Consider the following 17,287-nt stretch of genomic DNA (forward strand, 5'->3'; position numbering starts at 1 on the left):
AGCTGACACCTGGATCATCGCCGAAGCTACCAGGCCGATATGCAAACTCCTCAGTCGAAAAACGACCAAACCGCCCGCATATCCCTTCAATGATACATCAATGTCAAAAAGCAAGAGGAAAAAAATCGCGGAAGATGCGCCTCTCTAGCGACGCCCCTACCGGTCGTTCATTCCCGAATTTTCTCCGAAGCTCCGAGCCATCCGGCCCGTCTCTCCGTCCCGTTCAGCGTCTCCGCCGTTCGGTGAAGCGGTATTTACGGATGACACCCGCGCCCTGCAAGGGGAAAATTCGCGCCTTGCGCAAATTTTCTTCCATCCACCTGTAAAACAATGATAAATTGACGACACAAGGATGACAGTCCCGCGGCCCGGAAACCGGCGATCCGGCCGAAAACCACATGAACATGGTCGAGATTGCCCGAATCCGGCGGGAATCACGCCACCCGCCCCGCCGAAGAACGCCCGACTCGGCGCCGCGCCTCGCCGGGGAATCGGGCCTCGGCGGCGCAAGACCCCGGCGAGTCGGGGAATCGCCCTGGCCGCAAATGCAAAAGGCGCGACCCCAGGGGGCCGCGCCTTCCGAAAGCCATGACGGCCAGATCAGCGTTTCGAGAACTGGAAGCTGCGGCGGGCCTTCGCCTTGCCGTATTTCTTCCGCTCGACCACGCGCGAATCGCGGGTCAGGAAGCCGGCGGCCTTCAGCGCGGCGCGCAGGCTGGGCTCATGCAGCTGCAGCGCCTGGCTGATGCCGTGCTTCACGGCGCCCGCCTGGCCCGACAGGCCGCCACCCTTCACGGTGGCCTGCACGTCGTATTGCCCGGTCACGCCCGCGACCTCGAAGGGCTGGCGCAGGATCATCTGCAGCACCGGGCGCGCGAAATACTCGTTGATGTCCTTGCCGTTCACGGTGACCTTGCCCGAACCCGGCTTGACCCAGACGCGGGCGACCGCGTCCTTGCGCTTGCCGGTGGCATAGGAACGGCCCAGCTCGTCGCGCTGCGCTTCGCGCCGGGGCGCGGTTTCGGCGACGACAGCCTCGCTGCCCGAAACCGCCGACTTCAGATCGTCCAGAGTTTTGATGTCTTCGGCCATAATCACGCGCTCCGGGTGTTCTTGGCGTTCAGGACCTTCACGTCCAGAACTTCGGGCTGCTGTGCCTCATGCGGGTGCTCGGCCCCGGCATAGACGCGCAGATGGGTCATCTGCTGCTTGCCCAGCTTGTTGCGGCTGATCATCCGCTCGACGGCCTTGACCACGACGCGCTCGGGATGCGCGCCTTCCAGGATCTGGCGCGCGGTGCGGTGCTTGATGCCGCCCGGATGGCCGGTATGCCAGTAGTATTTCTTGTCGTCGCGCTTGTTGCCGGTCATCTGCACCTTGTCGGCATTGATGACGATGACATTGTCACCCATGTCCATATGCGGGGTGAAGGTCGGCTTGTGCTTGCCGCGCAGGCGGTTGGCGACGATCGTGGCAAGGCGGCCCAGAACCACGCCCTCGGCGTCGATCAGGATCCACTTCTTCTCGATCTCCGCCGGTTTAGCGGTATAGGTCTTCATCTGTCGTCCCTTCAGGGTCGTGATAATTCGAGATGGCGGTATATCCGGCATCCCCCGCGATCCGTCAAGGGCAGCGCCCGTGAATTTCATACGCGATTTCAACGCGCTACGATTTAGGTATCAGAATACCCCGGCGCAGCGCCCCGAAATCCCGTCATTTCGGCGGAATCGAATAGGTCATCGAGCAGCGCGCCACCGGATCCTGCCCGCCATCGGAAAAGATCAGCGCCTCGGCCACGGCCAGCACGCGGCCCAGCTTCAGCAGCCGGCATTCGGCCAGCAGGTCGCGCCCCGCCGCGGGCTTGCGCATGAAGTCGATCGAGGCATTGGTCGTCACCGCCAGCGCCACCGGCCCGATCCGCGCCAGGATCGCGCAATAGATCGCCAGGTCGGCCAGGGCGAACATCGAGGGCCCGCTGACCGTGCCGCCGGGACGCAGATGCGCCTCGTCCACCGCCAGCCGCGCCAGGATCCCCGCCGCGTCCGAGCGCTCGACCCGATAGCTGCCGGCCACCTGCGGAAACTCGCGCGCCAGAAATCCGTTCAGCGCCGCCGCATCCATGACGATCTCCATGCTTCCCCCCTGCCTCGTCGCGCCTTACGCTTCCCGGCAAATGAAGGAGAGATCAAGATGCAAGAACCGGTACTGCGCCAGGATCATGGCCATGTCGTGCGGCTGGTGCTGAACAGCCCGGCGAATTTCAACGCCCTGTCGCTGGAAATGATCGACGCGCTCTCCGCCGCCTTCCGCCGGATCGAATCCGACGAACATGTCCGGGCGGTGATCCTGGCGGCGACGGGCAAGGCCTTCTCGGCCGGCCACGACCTGCGGCAGATGCAGGCGGCGCGCGCCGATGACGATGCCGGCCGCGCCGCCTTCGAGCAGCTGTTCAGCCGCTGCGCGGGCATGATGCAGATGATCCCCGCCCTGCCCCAGCCGGTCATCGCCGAGGTGCAGGGCATCGCCACCGCCGCCGGCTGCCAGCTGGTCGCCTCCTGCGACCTGGCGGTGGCGGCCGAAGGCGTGCGCTTCGGGGTCAACGGGGTGAATATCGGGCTGTTCTGCTCGACGCCGATGGTCGCGCTGACCCGCGCCATCGCCCCCAGGGCCGCCTTCGAGATGCTGGCCACCGGCGAATTCGTCACCGCGGACCGCGCGCGGGAACTGGGCCTCGTCAACCGCGTCGTGCCTGCCAAGGACCTGCCGCAGGCCGCGATGGAGCTGGCCCGGACCATCGCCGCGAAACTGCCCGCCGCCGTCCACATGGGCAAGCGCGCCTTCCACGAACAGCTTCGCCTCGGCCTCGGCGAGGCCTATGCCTGCGCCGGCGAGGTCATGTGCGAGAACATGCTGCTGCCCGACACCGACGAAGGCATCCGCGCCTTCCTGGAAAAACGCGCGCCCAACTGGGCGTGAACCCTTCGCGCTTTCATCTTGGCGAAAATATCCTCGGGGGGTCCGGGGGGCAGACAGCCCCCCGGCCTTCAGCCGCCCTTCAGCGCCTCGACCAAGGCAGCGAAATGCTCGCCGCGTTTCTCGAAATTCGAATACTGGTCGAAACTGGCCGCGGCGGGGGCCAGCAGCACGGTGTCGCCCGGCTGGGCCTCGGCGCTGGCGCGGGCGACGGCTTCCTCCATCGTCCCCACCACCTCATGCGGCGTGGCGCCAAGCTCCAGGGCGAAATCGCGGGCGGAATGGCCGATCAGATAGGCCTTGCTGACCCGGTCCAGATGCGGCGCCAGCAGAGAGATGCCGCCGTCCTTGCCCATGCCGCCCGCGATCCAGCGGATCCGCTCGAAGGCCTGCAGAGCCTTCGCCGCCGCATCGACATTGGTCGCCTTCGAATCGTTGACATAGCGGACCCCGCCGATCTCGGCCACGGTCTGGCTGCGATGCGGCAGGCCCGAGAATGTGTGGAAGGCCGCCTCGATCTGGCGCGGCGCCAGCCCGACCGCGCGGCAGGCGGCATAGGCGGCGCAGGCGTTCTGGTGGTTATGCGCGCCCGGCAGGCCGGTCACCTCGCGCAGGTCGATCGAGGCCGCCTGCCGCCCCTTGCGGTATTCGGACAGAAAGCCCTTGCGCGCGAAGACCGACCAGCCCGGCCCGTCCAGCTTCTGCCCGGCCGAGACGCGGATCACCCGATCATCCGCCGGACCCATCTGCATCTGTCCCGCCAGATAGAGCCCCTCGGGCTCGTCGACGCCGATCACCGCGCGGTCCGGTCCACCTTCGGCGAACAGCCTGCGCTTGGCCGCGAAATAGCCGCCCAGGCCCCCATGGCGATCCAGGTGATCGGGCGAAAGATTGGTGAAGACCGCGACGTCGGGCGTCAGTGCGCGGGCCAGGTCGGTCTGGTAGCTGGACAGTTCCAGCACCACGACCTCGCCGTCGATCGCCGGCTCCAGCGACAGCACGCCGGTGCCGATATTGCCACCCATCTGCGTCGGCCGGCCACATTCCTGCAGGATATGGTGGATCAGCGCCGTGGTGGTCGATTTCCCGTTCGAGCCGGTCACGGCGATCACCTTGGGCGCGCAGTCGAACCCCTCCCAGTCGGGGGTGGCATAGCTGCGGAAGAACAGCCCGATATCATTGTCCACCGGCACACCCAGCGCGCAGGCCTTCGCGATCACCGGATGCGGCCGGGGGTAGAGATGCGGGATGCCGGGCGAGGTGATCAGCGCCGTCACGCCATGCCAGTTCGCGTCGCGGGTCAGGTCGACGATCGTCAATCCCTCGGCCTCGGCGGCCGCGCGCGTGTCGACGCCATCGTCCCAGGCTATGACCTGCGCGCCCCCGGCGGCAAGCGCCGCTGCGGTCGCCCGGCCCGAGCGCCCGAGGCCGAGAACGGCGATCTTCTGGTTTTCGACACCCTGGACCGGGATCATGCGGTGCACCTTTCCGATAGCGCCGGGGGCTTCGCGCCCCCGGACCCCCGCGGGATATTTGAAGACCAAAGCAGGAACTAGCGCAGCTTCAGCGTCGCCAGGCCGATCAGCGCCAGCACCAGGGCGATGATCCAGAAGCGGATCACGATCTGCGCCTCGCCCCAGCCCTTCTTCTCGAAATGGTGGTGGATCGGCGCCATCAGAAAGACGCGCTTGCCGGTGCGCTTGAAATAGAGGACCTGGATGATGACCGACAGCGCCTCGACCACGAACAGGCCGCCGACGATGGCCAGCACGATCTCGTGCTTGGTGACGACCGCGATGGCGCCAAGCGCGCCGCCCAGGGCAAGGCTGCCGGTATCGCCCATGAAGACCGCCGCGGGCGGGGCGTTGTACCACAGGAAGCCCAGCCCCCCGCCGATCAGCGCGGCGATGAAGACCAGGATCTCGCCCGTGCCGGGGACGTGGTGGACGCCCAGGTAGTTGGTGAAATCGACCCGGCCGACCGTATAGGCGATGACGCCGAGCGTTCCGGCCGCGATCATCACCGGCATGATCGCCAGCCCGTCCAGCCCGTCGGTCAGGTTCACCGCATTGGCGGAACCGACGATGACCAGCATCCCGAAGGGGATGAAGAAGATGCCAAGGCCGATCAGCGCGTCCTTGAAGACCGGCAGCGCCAGTTGCCCGCTGAGCCCCGAGGGGTGCAGCCACATCGCCCAGCCGCTGGCGATCAGCGCCAGAGCCAGTCCCAGCCCCATGCGCACCCGGCCCGGCACGCCCCTGGTATTGTGCTTGCTGACCTTGGCATAGTCGTCTGCAAAGCCGATGGCGGCGAAGCCCGCCGTCACCAGCAGCACGATCCAGACATAGGCATTGTCCAGCCGCGCCCACAGCAGGGTAGAGACGAACAGCGCCGACAGGATCAGGATGCCGCCCATGGTGGGGGTGCCCGCCTTGACGAAATGGCCCTCCGGCCCGTCGTCACGGATCGGCTGGCCGCGCTTCTGCTTGCGGCGCAGGAAGTCGATCAGGGGACGCCCGAAGATGAAGCCGAAGATCAGCGCCGTGAAGAATGCCGCACCCGCCCGGAAGGTGATGTAGCGAAACAGGTTGAAGAGGTCGCCCCCCTCGGAAAGGCCGCTCAGCCAATAGAGCATTCGTCAATCCCTCGTTTCAAGGCGTGCCCCGTCAAGGCGTGGGTGTCTGCAAGGATTTGCGCAGGGCGTCAACCACCGTCGAGATCAGCGACGATTTGGAGCCCTTGATCAAAATGATGTCGCCCGGTCGGGCAAGATGTGCGGCCTGGTCGGCCAGTTCGGCGGCGGTCTGGGCCCAGAGCCCGCGTTTCGCCGGCGGCAGCGCGTCGTGAAGGTGGCGCATCCGGGGGCCGGCGGCATGGACCAGGTCGATGCGGTCCATGGCGGGGTCAGTGGCGACAGCGCGATGCAGCGCCAGCTCGTCCGGGCCCAGTTCCAGCATGTCGCCCAGGATGGCGACGCGGCGCCCCCCCTCCAGCCCGGCAAGGGTCGCAAGCCCGGCGGCCAGCGAGGCCGGGTTGGCGTTGAAGGCGTCGTCGATCAGGCGGATGGCGCCCAGGTCCTCGACCGCGCCGCGGCCCTTGGGGGGCTGCCAGTCGCCCAGGCGCCTGCCCGCCTCGCGCAGGTCCGCCCCGGCGGCACCCAGCGCGGCCAGCACGCCCACCGCGTTCATCGCGAAATGCGCGCCGGTGGTCTGCAGCGTGAAATCGACCGTCTCGCCGGTGATCCGCGCGCGGCAGGCCAGCGCGCCATCCACAGGCTTCGCCTGGGCCAGCCGCGCCATGCCGTGCTGGCCGAAGCCCAGGACGATCGCGCCGGCCGCATCGGCGCAGTCGCGCAGGATCTGCGTGACCGGCAGGTCCTCGGGGATGACCGCCGTGCCGACCGGCTGCAACCCCTGGAAGATCGCGCCCTTTTCGCGGGCGATGCCGTCGAGGCCGTCGAAAGCCTCCAGATGGGCGGCGGCGATGGTGGTGATCAGGGCGACATGCGGGCGGGCCATGCGCGACAGGGGCGCGATCTCGCCCGGATGGTTCATGCCGATCTCCACGATGGCGAAATCGGTGTGGCGCGGCATCCGCGCCAAGGTCAGCGGCACGCCCCAATGGTTGTTGTAGCTGGCCTCGGCCGCGTGGATGCGCCCCTGGCCGGCCAGCGCCACCCGCGCCATGTCCTTGGTCGAGGTCTTGCCCACCGAGCCGGTGATCGCGATCACCTTGGCCTGCGTCCGGGCGCGGCCGGCGCGGCCCAGATCCTCCAGCCCGCGCAGCACGTCGGGCACGATCAGCAGCGGCGCGTCATGGGCCACGCCCTCGGGGATGCGGCTGACCAGCGCGGCGCTTGCGCCCCGCTCCAGCGCCTGGGCCACGAAATCATGCCCGTCCCGCGCCGCCTGCAGCGCCACGAACAGATCGCCCTGCCGGATCGTGCGGCTGTCGATCGAGACGCCCGTCGCCTCCCAGTCGCCCTGCGCGCGCCCGCCGGTCGCGGCGGCGGCGTCGGCTGCGGTCCAGAGGCTCATATCCGGCCGTCCAGCGCGGCGACGGCCACCGAGGCCTGTTCGGCATCATCGAAGGGATAGACGTCCTGCCCGACGATCTGGCCGGTCTCATGCCCCTTGCCGGCGATCAGCAGCGCGTCGCCCGGCTGCAGCGCATCGACGCCGCGCAGGATCGCCTCGGCCCGGTCGGCAACCTCGGTCGCGTCCGGCCCGGCCCCGGCCATGATTTCGGCCCGGATCGCGGCGGGATCCTCGGAGCGGGGATTGTCGTCGGTGACGATCACCACGTCGGCGAAATCGCGCGCCGCCTGCCCCATCAGCAGCCGCTTGCCCCGGTCGCGGTCGCCGCCCGCGCCGAAGACCACGACGATGCGGCCCATCACATGCGGGCGCAGCGACCCCAGCGCGGCAATCAGCGCGCCGGGCTTGTGAGCGTAATCGACGAAGACCGCCGCACCGTTCTCGCGCTGCGCGACCAGCTGCATCCGGCCGCGCACGGTCTCCAGCTGCGGCAGCACCGCCAGGACCTGTTCGGGATCGTCGCCCGCGCCCATGGCAAGCCCCGCCGCCGCCAGCACGTTCTCGGCCTGGAAGCCGCCGATCAGCGGCAGCCGGACCAGATGCGCCCGCCCCAGCGCGAAGAAGCGCAAATCCTGCCCGGTCGCGTCATAGCGTTGCCCCAGGATGCGCAGATCGGCCTCGGGGCCCGTGCCGACGGTGGTCAGCACCAGCCCGCGGTCGCGGGCGATATCGGCCATCTGGCGGCCGCGCTCGCTGTCGACATTGACGACGGCAGCCGCGCCTTCGTCCAGGATATGGTTGAAAAGCAGCGCCTTGGCCGCGAAATATTCGTCGAAGCCCGCGTGATAGTCCAGGTGATCCTGGCTGAAATTAGTGAAGGCCGCGGCCTCGACGCTGACGCCGTCCAGCCTGCGCTGGTCCAGCCCGTGGCTGGAGGCCTCCATCGCGGCATGGGTCACGTCCGCGCCCGCGGCCTCGGCCAGGATGCGGTGCAAGGTCAGCGGATCGGGCGTCGTATGGGCCAGCCGGGCGTGGAAATCGCCCTCGACCCCCATCGTGCCCAGGCTGATCGCCTTGTGCCCCAGCGCCTGCCAGATCTGCCGGGTGAAGCTGGCCACCGAGGTCTTGCCCGAGGTGCCGGTGACGGCGACCACATGGGCGGGCTGGGCCTCGAACCACAGGGCGGCGGCGCCGGCCAGCGCGGCGCGCGGGTCCTCGGCCACGATCAGCGCGCCCTCCCAGCCCGACAGCGCCTCGGCCGCCATCTCGGCGCCGGCGCGGTCGGTCAGCACGGCGGCGGCATCCATCCGCAGCGCATAGGGAATGAATTCCGCCCCATGCAGGGCCGAACCCGGCAGCGCGGCGAACAGATGCCCCGGCTTCACCGTCCGGCTGTCCAGCGACAGGCCGGTGATCTGCGGGTCGCGCCCGTCCCGTGCCCGAAATCCCAGTTGCGACAGCTTCTTTGCGCCTTGCCCCACCATGCCACCCGTCATTGATTTGCGACGAGCTTTATCTCATCGGGCGCGGGCGGTTCAACACGGGGCTGGAAGCGCGGCGCGATGGTCGGCAGGATTTCGTCGGTTTTCGGCTCCAGGCCGATCAGCGGCGCAAGGCGGCGGACCAGTTCGGCGGCGACCGGCACGGCGGTGGCGCCCGCGGTGCGGCTTTCGCCGGCAAGGCCGCGCACCGAGGGTTCGTCCATCGTCACGATCAGCACATATTGCGGATTGCTGGCCGGAAAGACCGAGGCGAAGGTCGCCACGTTGCGGTCGCGGTAATAGCCGCCGCCGGGGCGCGGCTTATCGGCCGTGCCGGTCTTGCCGGCGATCTCGAAACCCGCGATCTCGGCCGTGCGGCCGGTGCCGCGCGTGACCACCTGGCGCAACATGCTGACCGCCATGTTAGCGGCGCTGGTGGACAGGACCTGCTCGCCCTCGGGGCGCTGGCGGCCATGGACCAGCGTCGGCGTCACCTTCCTGCCGCCATTGGCGATGGTCGCATAGGCGGCGGCCAGGTGCAGCGGGCTGGCGGCAAGGCCGTGGCCGAAGGACACCGTGGCGGCGGTCACCGCAGGCCAGCGGGTCGGCACCAGGGGCTTGCCGGTCGGAGCCTCGACCATCTCGATCTCGGTCGGGTCGAAGAAGCCCAGGTCGCGCAGGAATTCCCGCTGCCGCTCGACCCCGACCATCTGGGCGATGCGCACCGTGCCCACGTTCGAGGATTTCACGATCACGTCGGTGGCCGAAAGCTGCGGCCCGTAATTCGAGAAGTCGTTGATGCGATACTTGCCGATCTGCATCGGTGTGCGGGTATTGATGCCGCTGTTGGGATTGATCAGCCCCAGGTCCAGCGCCTGCGCCACCGGGAAGATCTTGAAGGTGGAACCCAGCTCGTATTGCCCCTGCACGATGCGGTTGAACAGCGGGCTGTCCGAGGGATCGCCCGTCAGCAGCGGCCGCGGCCGGTCGTTGGGATCGAAATCCGGCAGGCTGGTCATGGCGACGATCTCGCCGGTGGCGATCTCCAGCAGGATGCCGCCGGCGCCCTTGGCATTCATCACCTTCATGCCCGAGGCCAGGACCTCCTCCATCGCCGATTGCACGGCCAGGTCGATCGACAGCGCCAGCGGCGCCCCCTCGTTCGCGGGATCGCGCAGCCAGCCGTCGAAGGCCTTCTCGACGCCCGCGACGCCGACCACCTCGGCGCTGCTGACGCCCTCGTTGCCGAAGCCCGAGCCGCCCAGGATATGGCTGGCGATATGGCCGTTGGGATAGACGCGCATCTCGCGCGGGCCGAACAGCAGGCCCGGCTCGCCGATGTCATGGACGGCCTGCATCTGCTCGGGGCTGATCTTGCGCTTGATCCACATGAACTTGCGGTCGCCCGTGAAGTCGCGGATCAGCCGCTCCTCCTCCAGGTCGGGAAAGATCCGCGCCAGCCCCTTCGCCGCCCCCACCGGATCGACCATCTGGTGCGGATGGGCATAGACCGAATGGGTCAGCAGGTTCGTCGCCAGCACCCGCCCGTGCCGGTCGGTGATGTCGGCGCGCTGCGACATGATCTGCGCGCTCAGCACCTGAGAGCGCGGCTCGCTGGGTTCGGACGAGGCCAGCATCCCCATGCGCACGCCCACCGTGCCGAAGGCAAGGATGAAGCAGCTGGCCATCAGCACGACCCGCACGCCGGAACGGTTCTGCGCGCGTTCCTGGATGCGTTCATGCCGCAGGCGGCGGTTCTCGGCCTCGATATCGTCGGGATTCTCGCCCCGTTCGCGGGCGCGAAGGATGCGGGCCAGGGGGCGCAGGGGGGTGCGGATCATGGCTGTTGCTCCTCGGTTTCGCCTTCGGCCGCGGGCGGCGGCGGTGGGGCGGGATAATCGATATTGCCCAGGTCGACGGTCTGCCCCGCTTCCAGCGGGACCAGCTGCAGGCGGTCGAAATTCAGGTCGACCAGTTCGCGCAGCCGCGCCGGGCGGTTCAGATAGGACCATTCGGCGCGCAAGACGCCCAGATCGTCGCGCAGCAGCGCGATCTCTCGCTGGACCTGCGCCATCTCGCTGATCGAGGCCTGGGTGCGGTAATTCTCGCGATAGGCCCAGAAGGCCAGCCCCATGACGACCAGGATGCAGCCCAGGAAGGTCAGCGTGCGCATCAGCGGTCCTCCTGTCCGGGCAGGCGCGGCATGGCCAGCGCGGCATCGCCCACGGCGGCGGCCGGGGCATCGGTGCGGATCGCCACGCGCAGCAGCGCCGATCGCGCGCGGGGATTGGCCGCCATTTCCTCGGGGTCGGGGCCGATGGCGCGGCGGAAGGGCAGCGTGAAGGCGGCGGGCGCCTGCACGGCCTGCGGCGCATAGCGGCTGCCGCCCCCGGCGCTGTTCGACCGCGCCTGCATGAAGCGCTTGACGATCCGGTCCTCCAGCGAATGGAAGCTGACCACGGCCAGCCTGCCGCCCGGCTTCAGCGCGCGCTCGGCCGCCGACAGGCCCTCGACCAGCTGGCGGAATTCGTCATTCACCCAGATGCGGATCGCCTGGAAGCTGCGGGTGGCCGGATGGCTCTGGCCCGGCTTGGCGCGGGGCAGGCACGAGGCCACGATCTCGGCCAGCTCCGAGGTGCGGGAAAGCGGCCGCGCCGCCACGATGGCCCGCGCGATGCGCCGCGACGCGCGTTCCTCGCCATAGTGATAGAGGACATCGGCGATCAGCGCCTCGTCGGCCCGGTTCAGCAGATCGGCGGCCGAGGGCCCGTCCTGGCCCATGCGCATGTCCAGCGGACCGTCGCGCAGGAAGGAAAAGCCGCGCTCGGCCAGGTCCAGCTGCATCGAGCTGACGCCCAGGTCCAGCACCACGCCGTCCAGCGGCTCGCCCGCCAGTTCGTCCAGGTCGGAAAACGTGCCGCCCACCAGCCGCAGCCGGTCGCCATATTGCCCGGCCCAGGCCGAGGCCATCTGCAGCACCATCGGATCGCGGTCGATGCCGATCACCCGCTCCGCGCCGGCCTCCAGCAGCCCGCGCGCATAGCCGCCCGCGCCGAAGGTGCCGTCCAGCCATGTGCCCGAAACGGGTGCGACCGCCCTGAGAAGCGGCTTCAGCAGGACGGGGATATGCGGGTCCGCCATCGCCCTATTCCCCGTCTTCCGCGCCGTCGCTCAGGAATTCGCGCGGGTCGAAGCCCGGCCCCTTCGAGGCGGCGTATTCCTCCAGCTCCTCGATGTCGCGGGGCGGCGATTCCGGCAGATAGACCTTGATATAGTCGCCATGCGAGGCGAAGACCGTCTCAACCCCGCTGTCCAGTCCCAGCTTTTCCCGCAGCTTCTGCGGCAGGACCAGCCGGCCCTCGCGGTCGATCTCCAGGTCCATCGACTGGCCGTTCATCAGCTGTTCCAGCCAGCGGCGCTCCTTGCTGCCGCGGGTCAGCCGGTCGATCTGTTCGTCGATTTCCTCGATGGCCTCGATGGTATAAAGCTCGATCCAGTTCCACCAGTCGGGGCCATAGACGGCGACAAGCTGGGTGCGGCCGGTATTGCCGGCGGCGAAGCCCGGATCGCCGGCATCGAAAACGCGACGCAGCCGGGCCGGGATCGACATGCGACCCTTGCCATCGACCTTGACGGTTTCGGTGCCTCTGAATTTCCGCGCCACCCTGCGCCCGCCCTCACTGTCCCGGCTCTTCCGCCCGCCCGAAAGAGAAAAGGCGGATCGGGCCGCTGCCACTGCCCGATCCGCCGCCCTCGTTCCCATGTCTGGGCCCCGTCATTGCGGGGTTGCCCTTTGCCGTCGCGTGCCACCTGGGGGAGGTGCTGCTCGCACACGCGGCCGGGTCGATTTGGAAAACGGGTGCCTGTATGAAGCCTGCTTCGCCTTCGTGGGGTCTTGTCGCCCCTTGCACTGCCCGCTTTCGTGATCTTGTTGTGGCATGGGAATTCAAGGGAAGCAACGGTATTCTGCGGCAGCGGGCGCCATTATTTCCGGGCGGAACGGTTCAGATTCTGTCACAAAATGGCCGGGATCGACCTGATTCCGCAATTATTGGTAAATGTGCCGCGCACAACCACAAGATATAGTCGCACCCGACTGTGGCAGAAAATCCCAGTTTCGGCGGCCCGCTAAGCGGGACATCGCTCAAAAACCTTCAGCCATTCCTCATGTTCATGGATTAGACCGTTCGAATCACGGCGAATCACGATCCCGAGACAGAAGGCGCAGCAGCAGCCGGCACGCGCCCTGGGGCATTCCCATGAAATCCCTGCCGTCCCGTGAATTCCCGTCCGCCGCCCCGTTCCCCGCCCGGACCCGACGCCTCAGGCCAGGCCGCGCTCGATCAGCTTGCGCGCCAGAGCGGCATAGGCGTCGGCCGCCGCGCCCTGTTCCAGGGCGATGGGCCGGCCCGAATCCGCGGCGATACGGACGTCCAGCTGCAGCGGGATCTCGGCCAGCAGCGGCGCGCCCATCGCCTCGGCCTCGGCGCGCACGCCGCCCTGGCCGAACAGATGCGCCTCGTGGCCGCAATTGGGGCAGACATAGACCGACATGTTCTCGACCAGCCCCAGGACCGGGGTCTTCAGCTTGGCGAACATGTCGATGGCGCGGCGCGCGTCCAGAAGCGCGACATCCTGCGGGGTCGAGACGATGATCGCCCCGGTCACCGCCGCCTTCTGGCACAGGCTCAACTGTACGTCGCCGGTGCCGGGCGGCAGGTCGATCAGCAGAACGTCCAGTTCCCCCCACATCACCTGCTGCAGCAATTGCTGCATCGCGCCCATCAGCATCGGGCCGCGCCAGACGACCGCCTCGCCCTCCTTCAGCATCAGCCCGATCGACATCATGGTGACGCCATGCGCCTGCAGGGGCTCGATCCGCTGGCCGTCGGGGCTGGCCGGGCGCGCCGAGACCCCCATCATGCGCGGCTGCGAGGGACCGTATATATCGGCGTCCAGCAGCCCGACCCGCCGCCCCGCCCGCGCCAGCGCCACCGCCAGGTTCGAGGTCACGGTGGATTTCCCGACCCCGCCCTTGCCCGAACCGATGGCGATGATGTTCCTGACGCCGGGAATCGGCTGCGGCCCGGCCTGCGGCGTCGCATGGCGGCCGACCTTCAGCGAGGGCGCCTCGCCCTGTCCGCCCGGCGCGCCTGATGCCCGCGCGGGCGCGGCCCCGGCCGCGGCGGTGGTCACGATTTGCACCTTCTCGATGCCGGGCAGCGCCAGCAGCCGGCGGCGCGCCTCTTCCTCGACCGGGGCCAGCGCGCGGGCGGCCTCGGCGCTGGCGACTTCCAGCACGAATCGGATGGTGCCGCCATCGATCACCAGCGCACGGACGATATCCGCCTGGCCAAGGGTTTGACCGCCCGGCAGGGCAATGTCCGAGATTTCCCCAAGGGCAACTTCGCGCGTCACAGTCATGTCATGGGCCTTGCTACTTGCGTCGCAAGCAGCATGGAGCATGCGCGACGCGGCCACAACCACCCCCATGCGACAGCGCGCCGCAGTCCTGACAAACGCTTTCAAACACAGGGGAATCACCCGTTTTCCGTGATCGCTAACGGAAAATGCTGCACAATTTTCTGTTAATAATTCAGTAACAAACAGATGAATAGGTCAGCACCAGTCATGCGATTGCTGCATGGCAGCATTACTGAAACAGGCGTTGTGCAAACGCAGCATCAGGGCCATCTTTGTCTCACAGCGCCGGGCCATCCGGGAACGGTGCGGAAGATGAGATGTGAAAGGAATACGGAAATGGCTGTCATCGCCCAGGCAAATGTTGTCGCCGCCGAATCCGGCCTGCGCGGCCGCCTGCTGAGCGCGATTCAGCGGATGCAGGAAAACCGGGCGCGTCGCGCCGTCTATCGCCAGACGGTCCGCGAACTGAACGCCCTGACTGCACGGGATCTGAACGACCTCGGCATCAGCCGCTCGATGATCCCCAGCCTGGCCCGCGAAGCGGCCTGGGGCTCGAAGTAAGAATTCGCTTTCCCGCCCCCTCCTCCTCCCGGGCGGGATCTGGCGGCACCCTCCTCTCCTCCTCCCCGGAGGGTGCCGCCCAAAGGACCGAGACGGACCCACTCCTCCTCCCAGGGTCCCGATCGCAGGCGGCGGCCTCGTTCCTCCTCCCAGAGGCCGCCGCGAAAACATAGCCGCCCCAATTGCGGCACAGCACACGACCGGCTCTCTCCTCCTCCCTCCCGAGCCTGTCGTCAGCGGTGAAGCCTCTCCTCCTCCCTGGCTGCACCGCACCCCATAGCCGCCCTGTTCGCGGCAACCCGATGCGGCGCCCCTCTCCTCCTCCCAGGGCAGCCGCAAGCGGCAACGGCCTCTCCTCCTCCCGGCCCTTGCCGCACCCCATACGCGGCCCCTCCTCCTCCCTGGGCCAGCGTTGAGCGGCGGCGCCCCTCCTCCTCCCTGGGCGCCGCCGCGTTTCCTTTTCCAGCGATGCGATCTTTCCGTCCGGTCCGCTTGGGGCTATGGCTTTGTCCATGCTCAGCTATCAGCACGCCTATCACGCCGGGAACCTGGCAGACCTGCACAAGCACGCCCTGCTGGCGGCGGCGCTGGACTATCTGACCGGGAAGCAAAAGCCGCTCAGCTATCTGGAGACCCATGCCGGGCGCGGGCTCTATCACCTGCGCGGGGCCGAGGCCCGCAAGACCGGCGAGGCCGAGGCCGGCATCCTGCGGGCCGAAGCCGAATCCTGGCTGCCCGCGGGCCATCCGCTGCTGCGCGCGCTGGCCGCCGTCCGGGCGGCGCATGGGCCGGACGCCTATCCCGGATCGCCGCTGGTCGCCGCGCATTTCCTGCGCCCCGGCGATTCGGCGCATCTGGCGGAACTGCACCCGGCCGAACACACGGCCCTGACCCGCAATGCCCCCTTCGCGACGATCCACCACCAGGACGGCTTCGCCATGGCGCAGGCCGTCTGCCCGCCGCAGCCGCGCCGGGGCATGTTGCTGATCGATCCCAGCTTCGAGGTAAAGGCGGATTACGCCGCCCTGCCGCGCTTCGTCGGCCAGATCGCCCGCAAGTGGAACGTGGGCGTGATCGCGCTGTGGTATCCGGTCCTGACCGATGCCCGCCACCGCCCGATGATCGGCGCCCTGCAGGACGCCCATCCCGAGGCGCTGCTGTCCGAGGTCGCCTTTCCGCCCGCCCGCGCGGGCCATTCGATGACGGGGTCGGGCATGTTCGTCCTCAACCCGCCCTGGGGCCTGGCCGAAGAGGCCGCCCGGCTGGGGGCGATCTTCCGCGACCGCGCCTGAGCGCCGCGCTTCCGGGATTCCCCTGCCCCGCCGCCTGTGGCATGATCGCCGGCAAAAATCTGGCAGGACATATGGCACAGCGCTTCTCGATCGGCACAATCGTCTTCTTCGTTCTGACCTTCCTGCTGGGGCTGTATTTCGCCTTCGCCGCCGTGCAGGGCCCCTCGGGCATCCTGCGCCGGGTGCAGATCGAATCCGAGACCGCCGAGCTTCAGGCCGAACGCGACAGGCTGAAGGCCGAGGTCGACGAGATGCGCAACCTGACGCGCCGCCTGTCGGACGATTACCTGGACCTGGACCTGCTGGACGAACGCGCCCGCGAGGTGCTGGGAATGATCCGCACCGACGAGGTCATCCTGCGCTGACAGGGCCTTTTGCGCCCGCCTGCCGGCCGCCCAAGTCGCGGATTGCGCCTTCCATGGTGATGCGCTAGGGATAGTTTAACGCTGAACTATCCCGACACGCATCGAGGAGGAGAGCCCGCATGGCCAGAAAACCCGCCGCCAGTAAGGAGGCGCCGTCCAACACATCCAAGGACGAGCTGCTCCAATACTATCGCGACATGCTGTTGATCCGCCGGTTCGAGGAAAAGGCCGGCCAGCTTTACGGGATGGGCCTGATCGGCGGTTTCTGCCACCTCTATATCGGTCAGGAAGCCGTCGTGGTCGGGCTGGAAGCCTGCGCCAAGGAAGGCGACAAGCGCATCACCAGCTATCGCGACCACGGCCACATGCTGGCCTGCGGCATGGACCCCAAGGGCGTCATGGCCGAGCTGACCGGCCGCGAGGGCGGCTATTCCAAGGGCAAGGGCGGCTCGATGCACATGTTCAGCCGCGAGAAGCATTTCTATGGCGGCCACGGCATCGTCGCCGCGCAGGTGCCGCTGGGGGCGGGGCTTGCCTTCGCCGACAAGTATCTGGGCAACGACAACGTCACCTTCACCTATTTCGGCGACGGCGCGGCCAACCAGGGCCAGGTCTACGAGACCTACAACATGGCCGAGCTGTGGGACCTGCCGGTGGTCTTCGTGATCGAGAACAACCAGTATGCGATGGGCACCTCGGTCAAGCGCTCCACGAAATCCACGACGCTCTTCGGCCGGGGCGAGGCCTTCGGCATCCCCGGCGAACAGGTGGACGGCATGGACGTGCTGGCCGTCAAGGCCGCGGGTGAAAAGGCCGTGGCCCACTGCCGCGCCGGCAAGGGTCCCTACATCCTCGAGGTGATGACCTATCGCTATCGCGGCCACTCGATGTCCGACCCGGCGAAATACCGCACCCGCGAGGAGGTGCAGAAGATGCGCGACGAACGCGACGCCATCGAACATGTGCGCGAGCTGATCCTGCAGGGCAAGCACGCCTCGGAAGACGAGCTGAAGGCCATCGACAAGGAGATCAAGGAAGTCGTGAACGAATCGGCCGAATTCGCCAAGGACAGCCCCGAGCCCGCTCTGGAAGAGCTGTGGACCGACATCTATGCCGAAGACCTGCCGCAGGGCAGCGCCGAAGAACACGCCTGA

17 protein-coding genes are annotated in these 17,287 nt (G+C 67.9%); 5 read left to right on the top strand and 12 right to left on the bottom strand.

Features of this window, described 5'->3' with window-relative positions:
• Positions 1 to 600: 600 nt before the first annotated feature.
• From rpsI to C9E82_RS15650, 3 genes are all read right to left on the bottom strand, one after another.
• Positions 601 to 1,092: a 30S ribosomal protein S9 gene (gene rpsI, locus C9E82_RS15640; RefSeq protein ID WP_119901206.1), complete on the bottom strand. Its 492-nt coding sequence runs from the start codon at positions 1,090 to 1,092 to the stop codon at positions 601 to 603.
• 2 nt (positions 1,093 to 1,094) lie between these two features.
• Positions 1,095 to 1,559, bottom strand: coding sequence for a 50S ribosomal protein L13 (gene rplM / locus C9E82_RS15645; protein WP_119901205.1), 465 nt, complete (start codon positions 1,557 to 1,559; stop codon positions 1,095 to 1,097).
• Positions 1,560 to 1,713: 154 nt separating this feature from the next.
• On the bottom strand, positions 1,714 to 2,133 hold the full coding sequence (locus C9E82_RS15650; RefSeq protein ID WP_119901204.1) for a PaaI family thioesterase: 420 nt from the start codon (positions 2,131 to 2,133) through the stop codon (positions 1,714 to 1,716).
• 57 nt (positions 2,134 to 2,190) lie between these two features.
• On the opposite strand from C9E82_RS15650, the gene C9E82_RS15655 reads away from it, so the two are divergent.
• Entirely contained in the window at positions 2,191 to 2,976 is a 786-nt protein-coding gene (locus C9E82_RS15655) for an enoyl-CoA hydratase (protein WP_119901203.1), read from the top strand.
• A 68-nt stretch (positions 2,977 to 3,044) separates the two neighbouring features.
• Here C9E82_RS15655 and murD read toward each other — a convergent pair whose 3' ends face one another.
• The 9 genes from murD to C9E82_RS15700 all read right to left on the bottom strand — a co-directional run bounded on the left by murD (position 3,045) and on the right by C9E82_RS15700 (position 13,915).
• Complete coding sequence (gene murD / locus C9E82_RS15660; protein ID WP_119897522.1) at positions 3,045 to 4,448, bottom strand: UDP-N-acetylmuramoyl-L-alanine--D-glutamate ligase; 1,404 nt, start codon at positions 4,446 to 4,448, stop codon at positions 3,045 to 3,047.
• Positions 4,449 to 4,525: 77 nt separating this feature from the next.
• Positions 4,526 to 5,608, bottom strand: coding sequence for a phospho-N-acetylmuramoyl-pentapeptide-transferase (gene mraY / locus C9E82_RS15665; protein ID WP_119897523.1), 1,083 nt, complete (start codon positions 5,606 to 5,608; stop codon positions 4,526 to 4,528).
• Between the two features lie 31 nt (positions 5,609 to 5,639).
• Positions 5,640 to 7,010, bottom strand: coding sequence for a UDP-N-acetylmuramoyl-tripeptide--D-alanyl-D-alanine ligase (locus C9E82_RS15670; RefSeq protein ID WP_119897524.1), 1,371 nt, complete (start codon positions 7,008 to 7,010; stop codon positions 5,640 to 5,642).
• Entirely contained in the window at positions 7,007 to 8,491 is a 1,485-nt protein-coding gene (locus C9E82_RS15675) for a UDP-N-acetylmuramoyl-L-alanyl-D-glutamate--2,6-diaminopimelate ligase (protein ID WP_420849813.1), read from the bottom strand. The genes C9E82_RS15670 and C9E82_RS15675 overlap by 4 nt, the downstream gene beginning before the upstream one ends.
• A gap of 11 nt (positions 8,492 to 8,502) precedes the next feature.
• On the bottom strand, positions 8,503 to 10,332 hold the full coding sequence (locus C9E82_RS15680; protein ID WP_122449321.1) for a peptidoglycan D,D-transpeptidase FtsI family protein: 1,830 nt from the start codon (positions 10,330 to 10,332) through the stop codon (positions 8,503 to 8,505).
• Positions 10,329 to 10,664: a cell division protein FtsL gene (gene ftsL, locus C9E82_RS15685; protein ID WP_119897527.1), complete on the bottom strand. Its 336-nt coding sequence runs from the start codon at positions 10,662 to 10,664 to the stop codon at positions 10,329 to 10,331. Before ftsL ends, C9E82_RS15680 begins: the two co-directional genes overlap by 4 nt.
• Entirely contained in the window at positions 10,664 to 11,632 is a 969-nt protein-coding gene (gene rsmH / locus C9E82_RS15690) for a 16S rRNA (cytosine(1402)-N(4))-methyltransferase RsmH (RefSeq protein ID WP_119897528.1), read from the bottom strand. The genes ftsL and rsmH overlap by 1 nt, the downstream gene beginning before the upstream one ends.
• Before the next feature lie 4 nt (positions 11,633 to 11,636).
• Positions 11,637 to 12,155, bottom strand: a complete 519-nt coding sequence (locus tag C9E82_RS15695; protein WP_170162035.1) for a division/cell wall cluster transcriptional repressor MraZ — start codon at positions 12,153 to 12,155, stop codon at positions 11,637 to 11,639.
• Between the two features lie 659 nt (positions 12,156 to 12,814).
• On the bottom strand, positions 12,815 to 13,915 hold the full coding sequence (locus C9E82_RS15700; RefSeq protein WP_119897530.1) for an Mrp/NBP35 family ATP-binding protein: 1,101 nt from the start codon (positions 13,913 to 13,915) through the stop codon (positions 12,815 to 12,817).
• A 336-nt stretch (positions 13,916 to 14,251) separates the two neighbouring features.
• On the opposite strand from C9E82_RS15700, the gene C9E82_RS15705 reads away from it, so the two are divergent.
• From C9E82_RS15705 to pdhA, 4 genes are all read left to right on the top strand, one after another.
• The gene (locus tag C9E82_RS15705) at positions 14,252 to 14,476 is read left to right on the top strand and encodes a DUF1127 domain-containing protein (protein ID WP_240643486.1); all 225 of its coding nucleotides are present in this window, start codon (positions 14,252 to 14,254) and stop codon (positions 14,474 to 14,476) included.
• A gap of 512 nt (positions 14,477 to 14,988) precedes the next feature.
• Entirely contained in the window at positions 14,989 to 15,768 is a 780-nt protein-coding gene (rlmJ, locus tag C9E82_RS15710; protein WP_119897531.1) for a 23S rRNA (adenine(2030)-N(6))-methyltransferase RlmJ, read from the top strand.
• A gap of 71 nt (positions 15,769 to 15,839) precedes the next feature.
• Entirely contained in the window at positions 15,840 to 16,133 is a 294-nt protein-coding gene (locus tag C9E82_RS15715) for an FtsB family cell division protein (RefSeq protein WP_119897532.1), read from the top strand.
• A 119-nt stretch (positions 16,134 to 16,252) separates the two neighbouring features.
• Positions 16,253 to 17,287, top strand: a complete 1,035-nt coding sequence (gene pdhA / locus C9E82_RS15720; RefSeq protein ID WP_119897533.1) for a pyruvate dehydrogenase (acetyl-transferring) E1 component subunit alpha — start codon at positions 16,253 to 16,255, stop codon at positions 17,285 to 17,287.

The sequence above is a fragment of the Paracoccus sigandri genome (assembly GCF_003709565.1).
GTDB lineage: Bacteria > Pseudomonadota > Alphaproteobacteria > Rhodobacterales > Rhodobacteraceae > Paracoccus > Paracoccus siganidrum.

Coding starts and splice junctions, on each gene's coding strand:
- C9E82_RS15650 (WP_119901204.1), bottom strand. CDS start 2,133: ATGGAGATCGTCATGGATGCGGCGGCGCTGAACGGATTTCTGGCGCGC.
- C9E82_RS15670 (WP_119897524.1), bottom strand. CDS start 7,010: ATGAGCCTCTGGACCGCAGCCGACGCCGCCGCCGCGACCGGCGGGCGC.
- C9E82_RS15655 (WP_119901203.1), top strand. CDS start 2,191: ATGCAAGAACCGGTACTGCGCCAGGATCATGGCCATGTCGTGCGGCTG.
- rpsI (WP_119901206.1), bottom strand. CDS start 1,092: ATGGCCGAAGACATCAAAACTCTGGACGATCTGAAGTCGGCGGTTTCG.
- C9E82_RS15705 (WP_240643486.1), top strand. CDS start 14,252: ATGGCTGTCATCGCCCAGGCAAATGTTGTCGCCGCCGAATCCGGCCTG.
- pdhA (WP_119897533.1), top strand. CDS start 16,253: ATGGCCAGAAAACCCGCCGCCAGTAAGGAGGCGCCGTCCAACACATCC.
- murD (WP_119897522.1), bottom strand. CDS start 4,448: ATGATCCCGGTCCAGGGTGTCGAAAACCAGAAGATCGCCGTTCTCGGC.
- rsmH (WP_119897528.1), bottom strand. CDS start 11,632: ATGGCGGACCCGCATATCCCCGTCCTGCTGAAGCCGCTTCTCAGGGCG.
- C9E82_RS15700 (WP_119897530.1), bottom strand. CDS start 13,915: ATGACTGTGACGCGCGAAGTTGCCCTTGGGGAAATCTCGGACATTGCC.
- ftsL (WP_119897527.1), bottom strand. CDS start 10,664: ATGCGCACGCTGACCTTCCTGGGCTGCATCCTGGTCGTCATGGGGCTG.
- C9E82_RS15715 (WP_119897532.1), top strand. CDS start 15,840: ATGGCACAGCGCTTCTCGATCGGCACAATCGTCTTCTTCGTTCTGACC.
- rplM (WP_119901205.1), bottom strand. CDS start 1,559: ATGAAGACCTATACCGCTAAACCGGCGGAGATCGAGAAGAAGTGGATC.
- C9E82_RS15680 (WP_122449321.1), bottom strand. CDS start 10,332: ATGATCCGCACCCCCCTGCGCCCCCTGGCCCGCATCCTTCGCGCCCGC.
- rlmJ (WP_119897531.1), top strand. CDS start 14,989: ATGCTCAGCTATCAGCACGCCTATCACGCCGGGAACCTGGCAGACCTG.
- mraY (WP_119897523.1), bottom strand. CDS start 5,608: ATGCTCTATTGGCTGAGCGGCCTTTCCGAGGGGGGCGACCTCTTCAAC.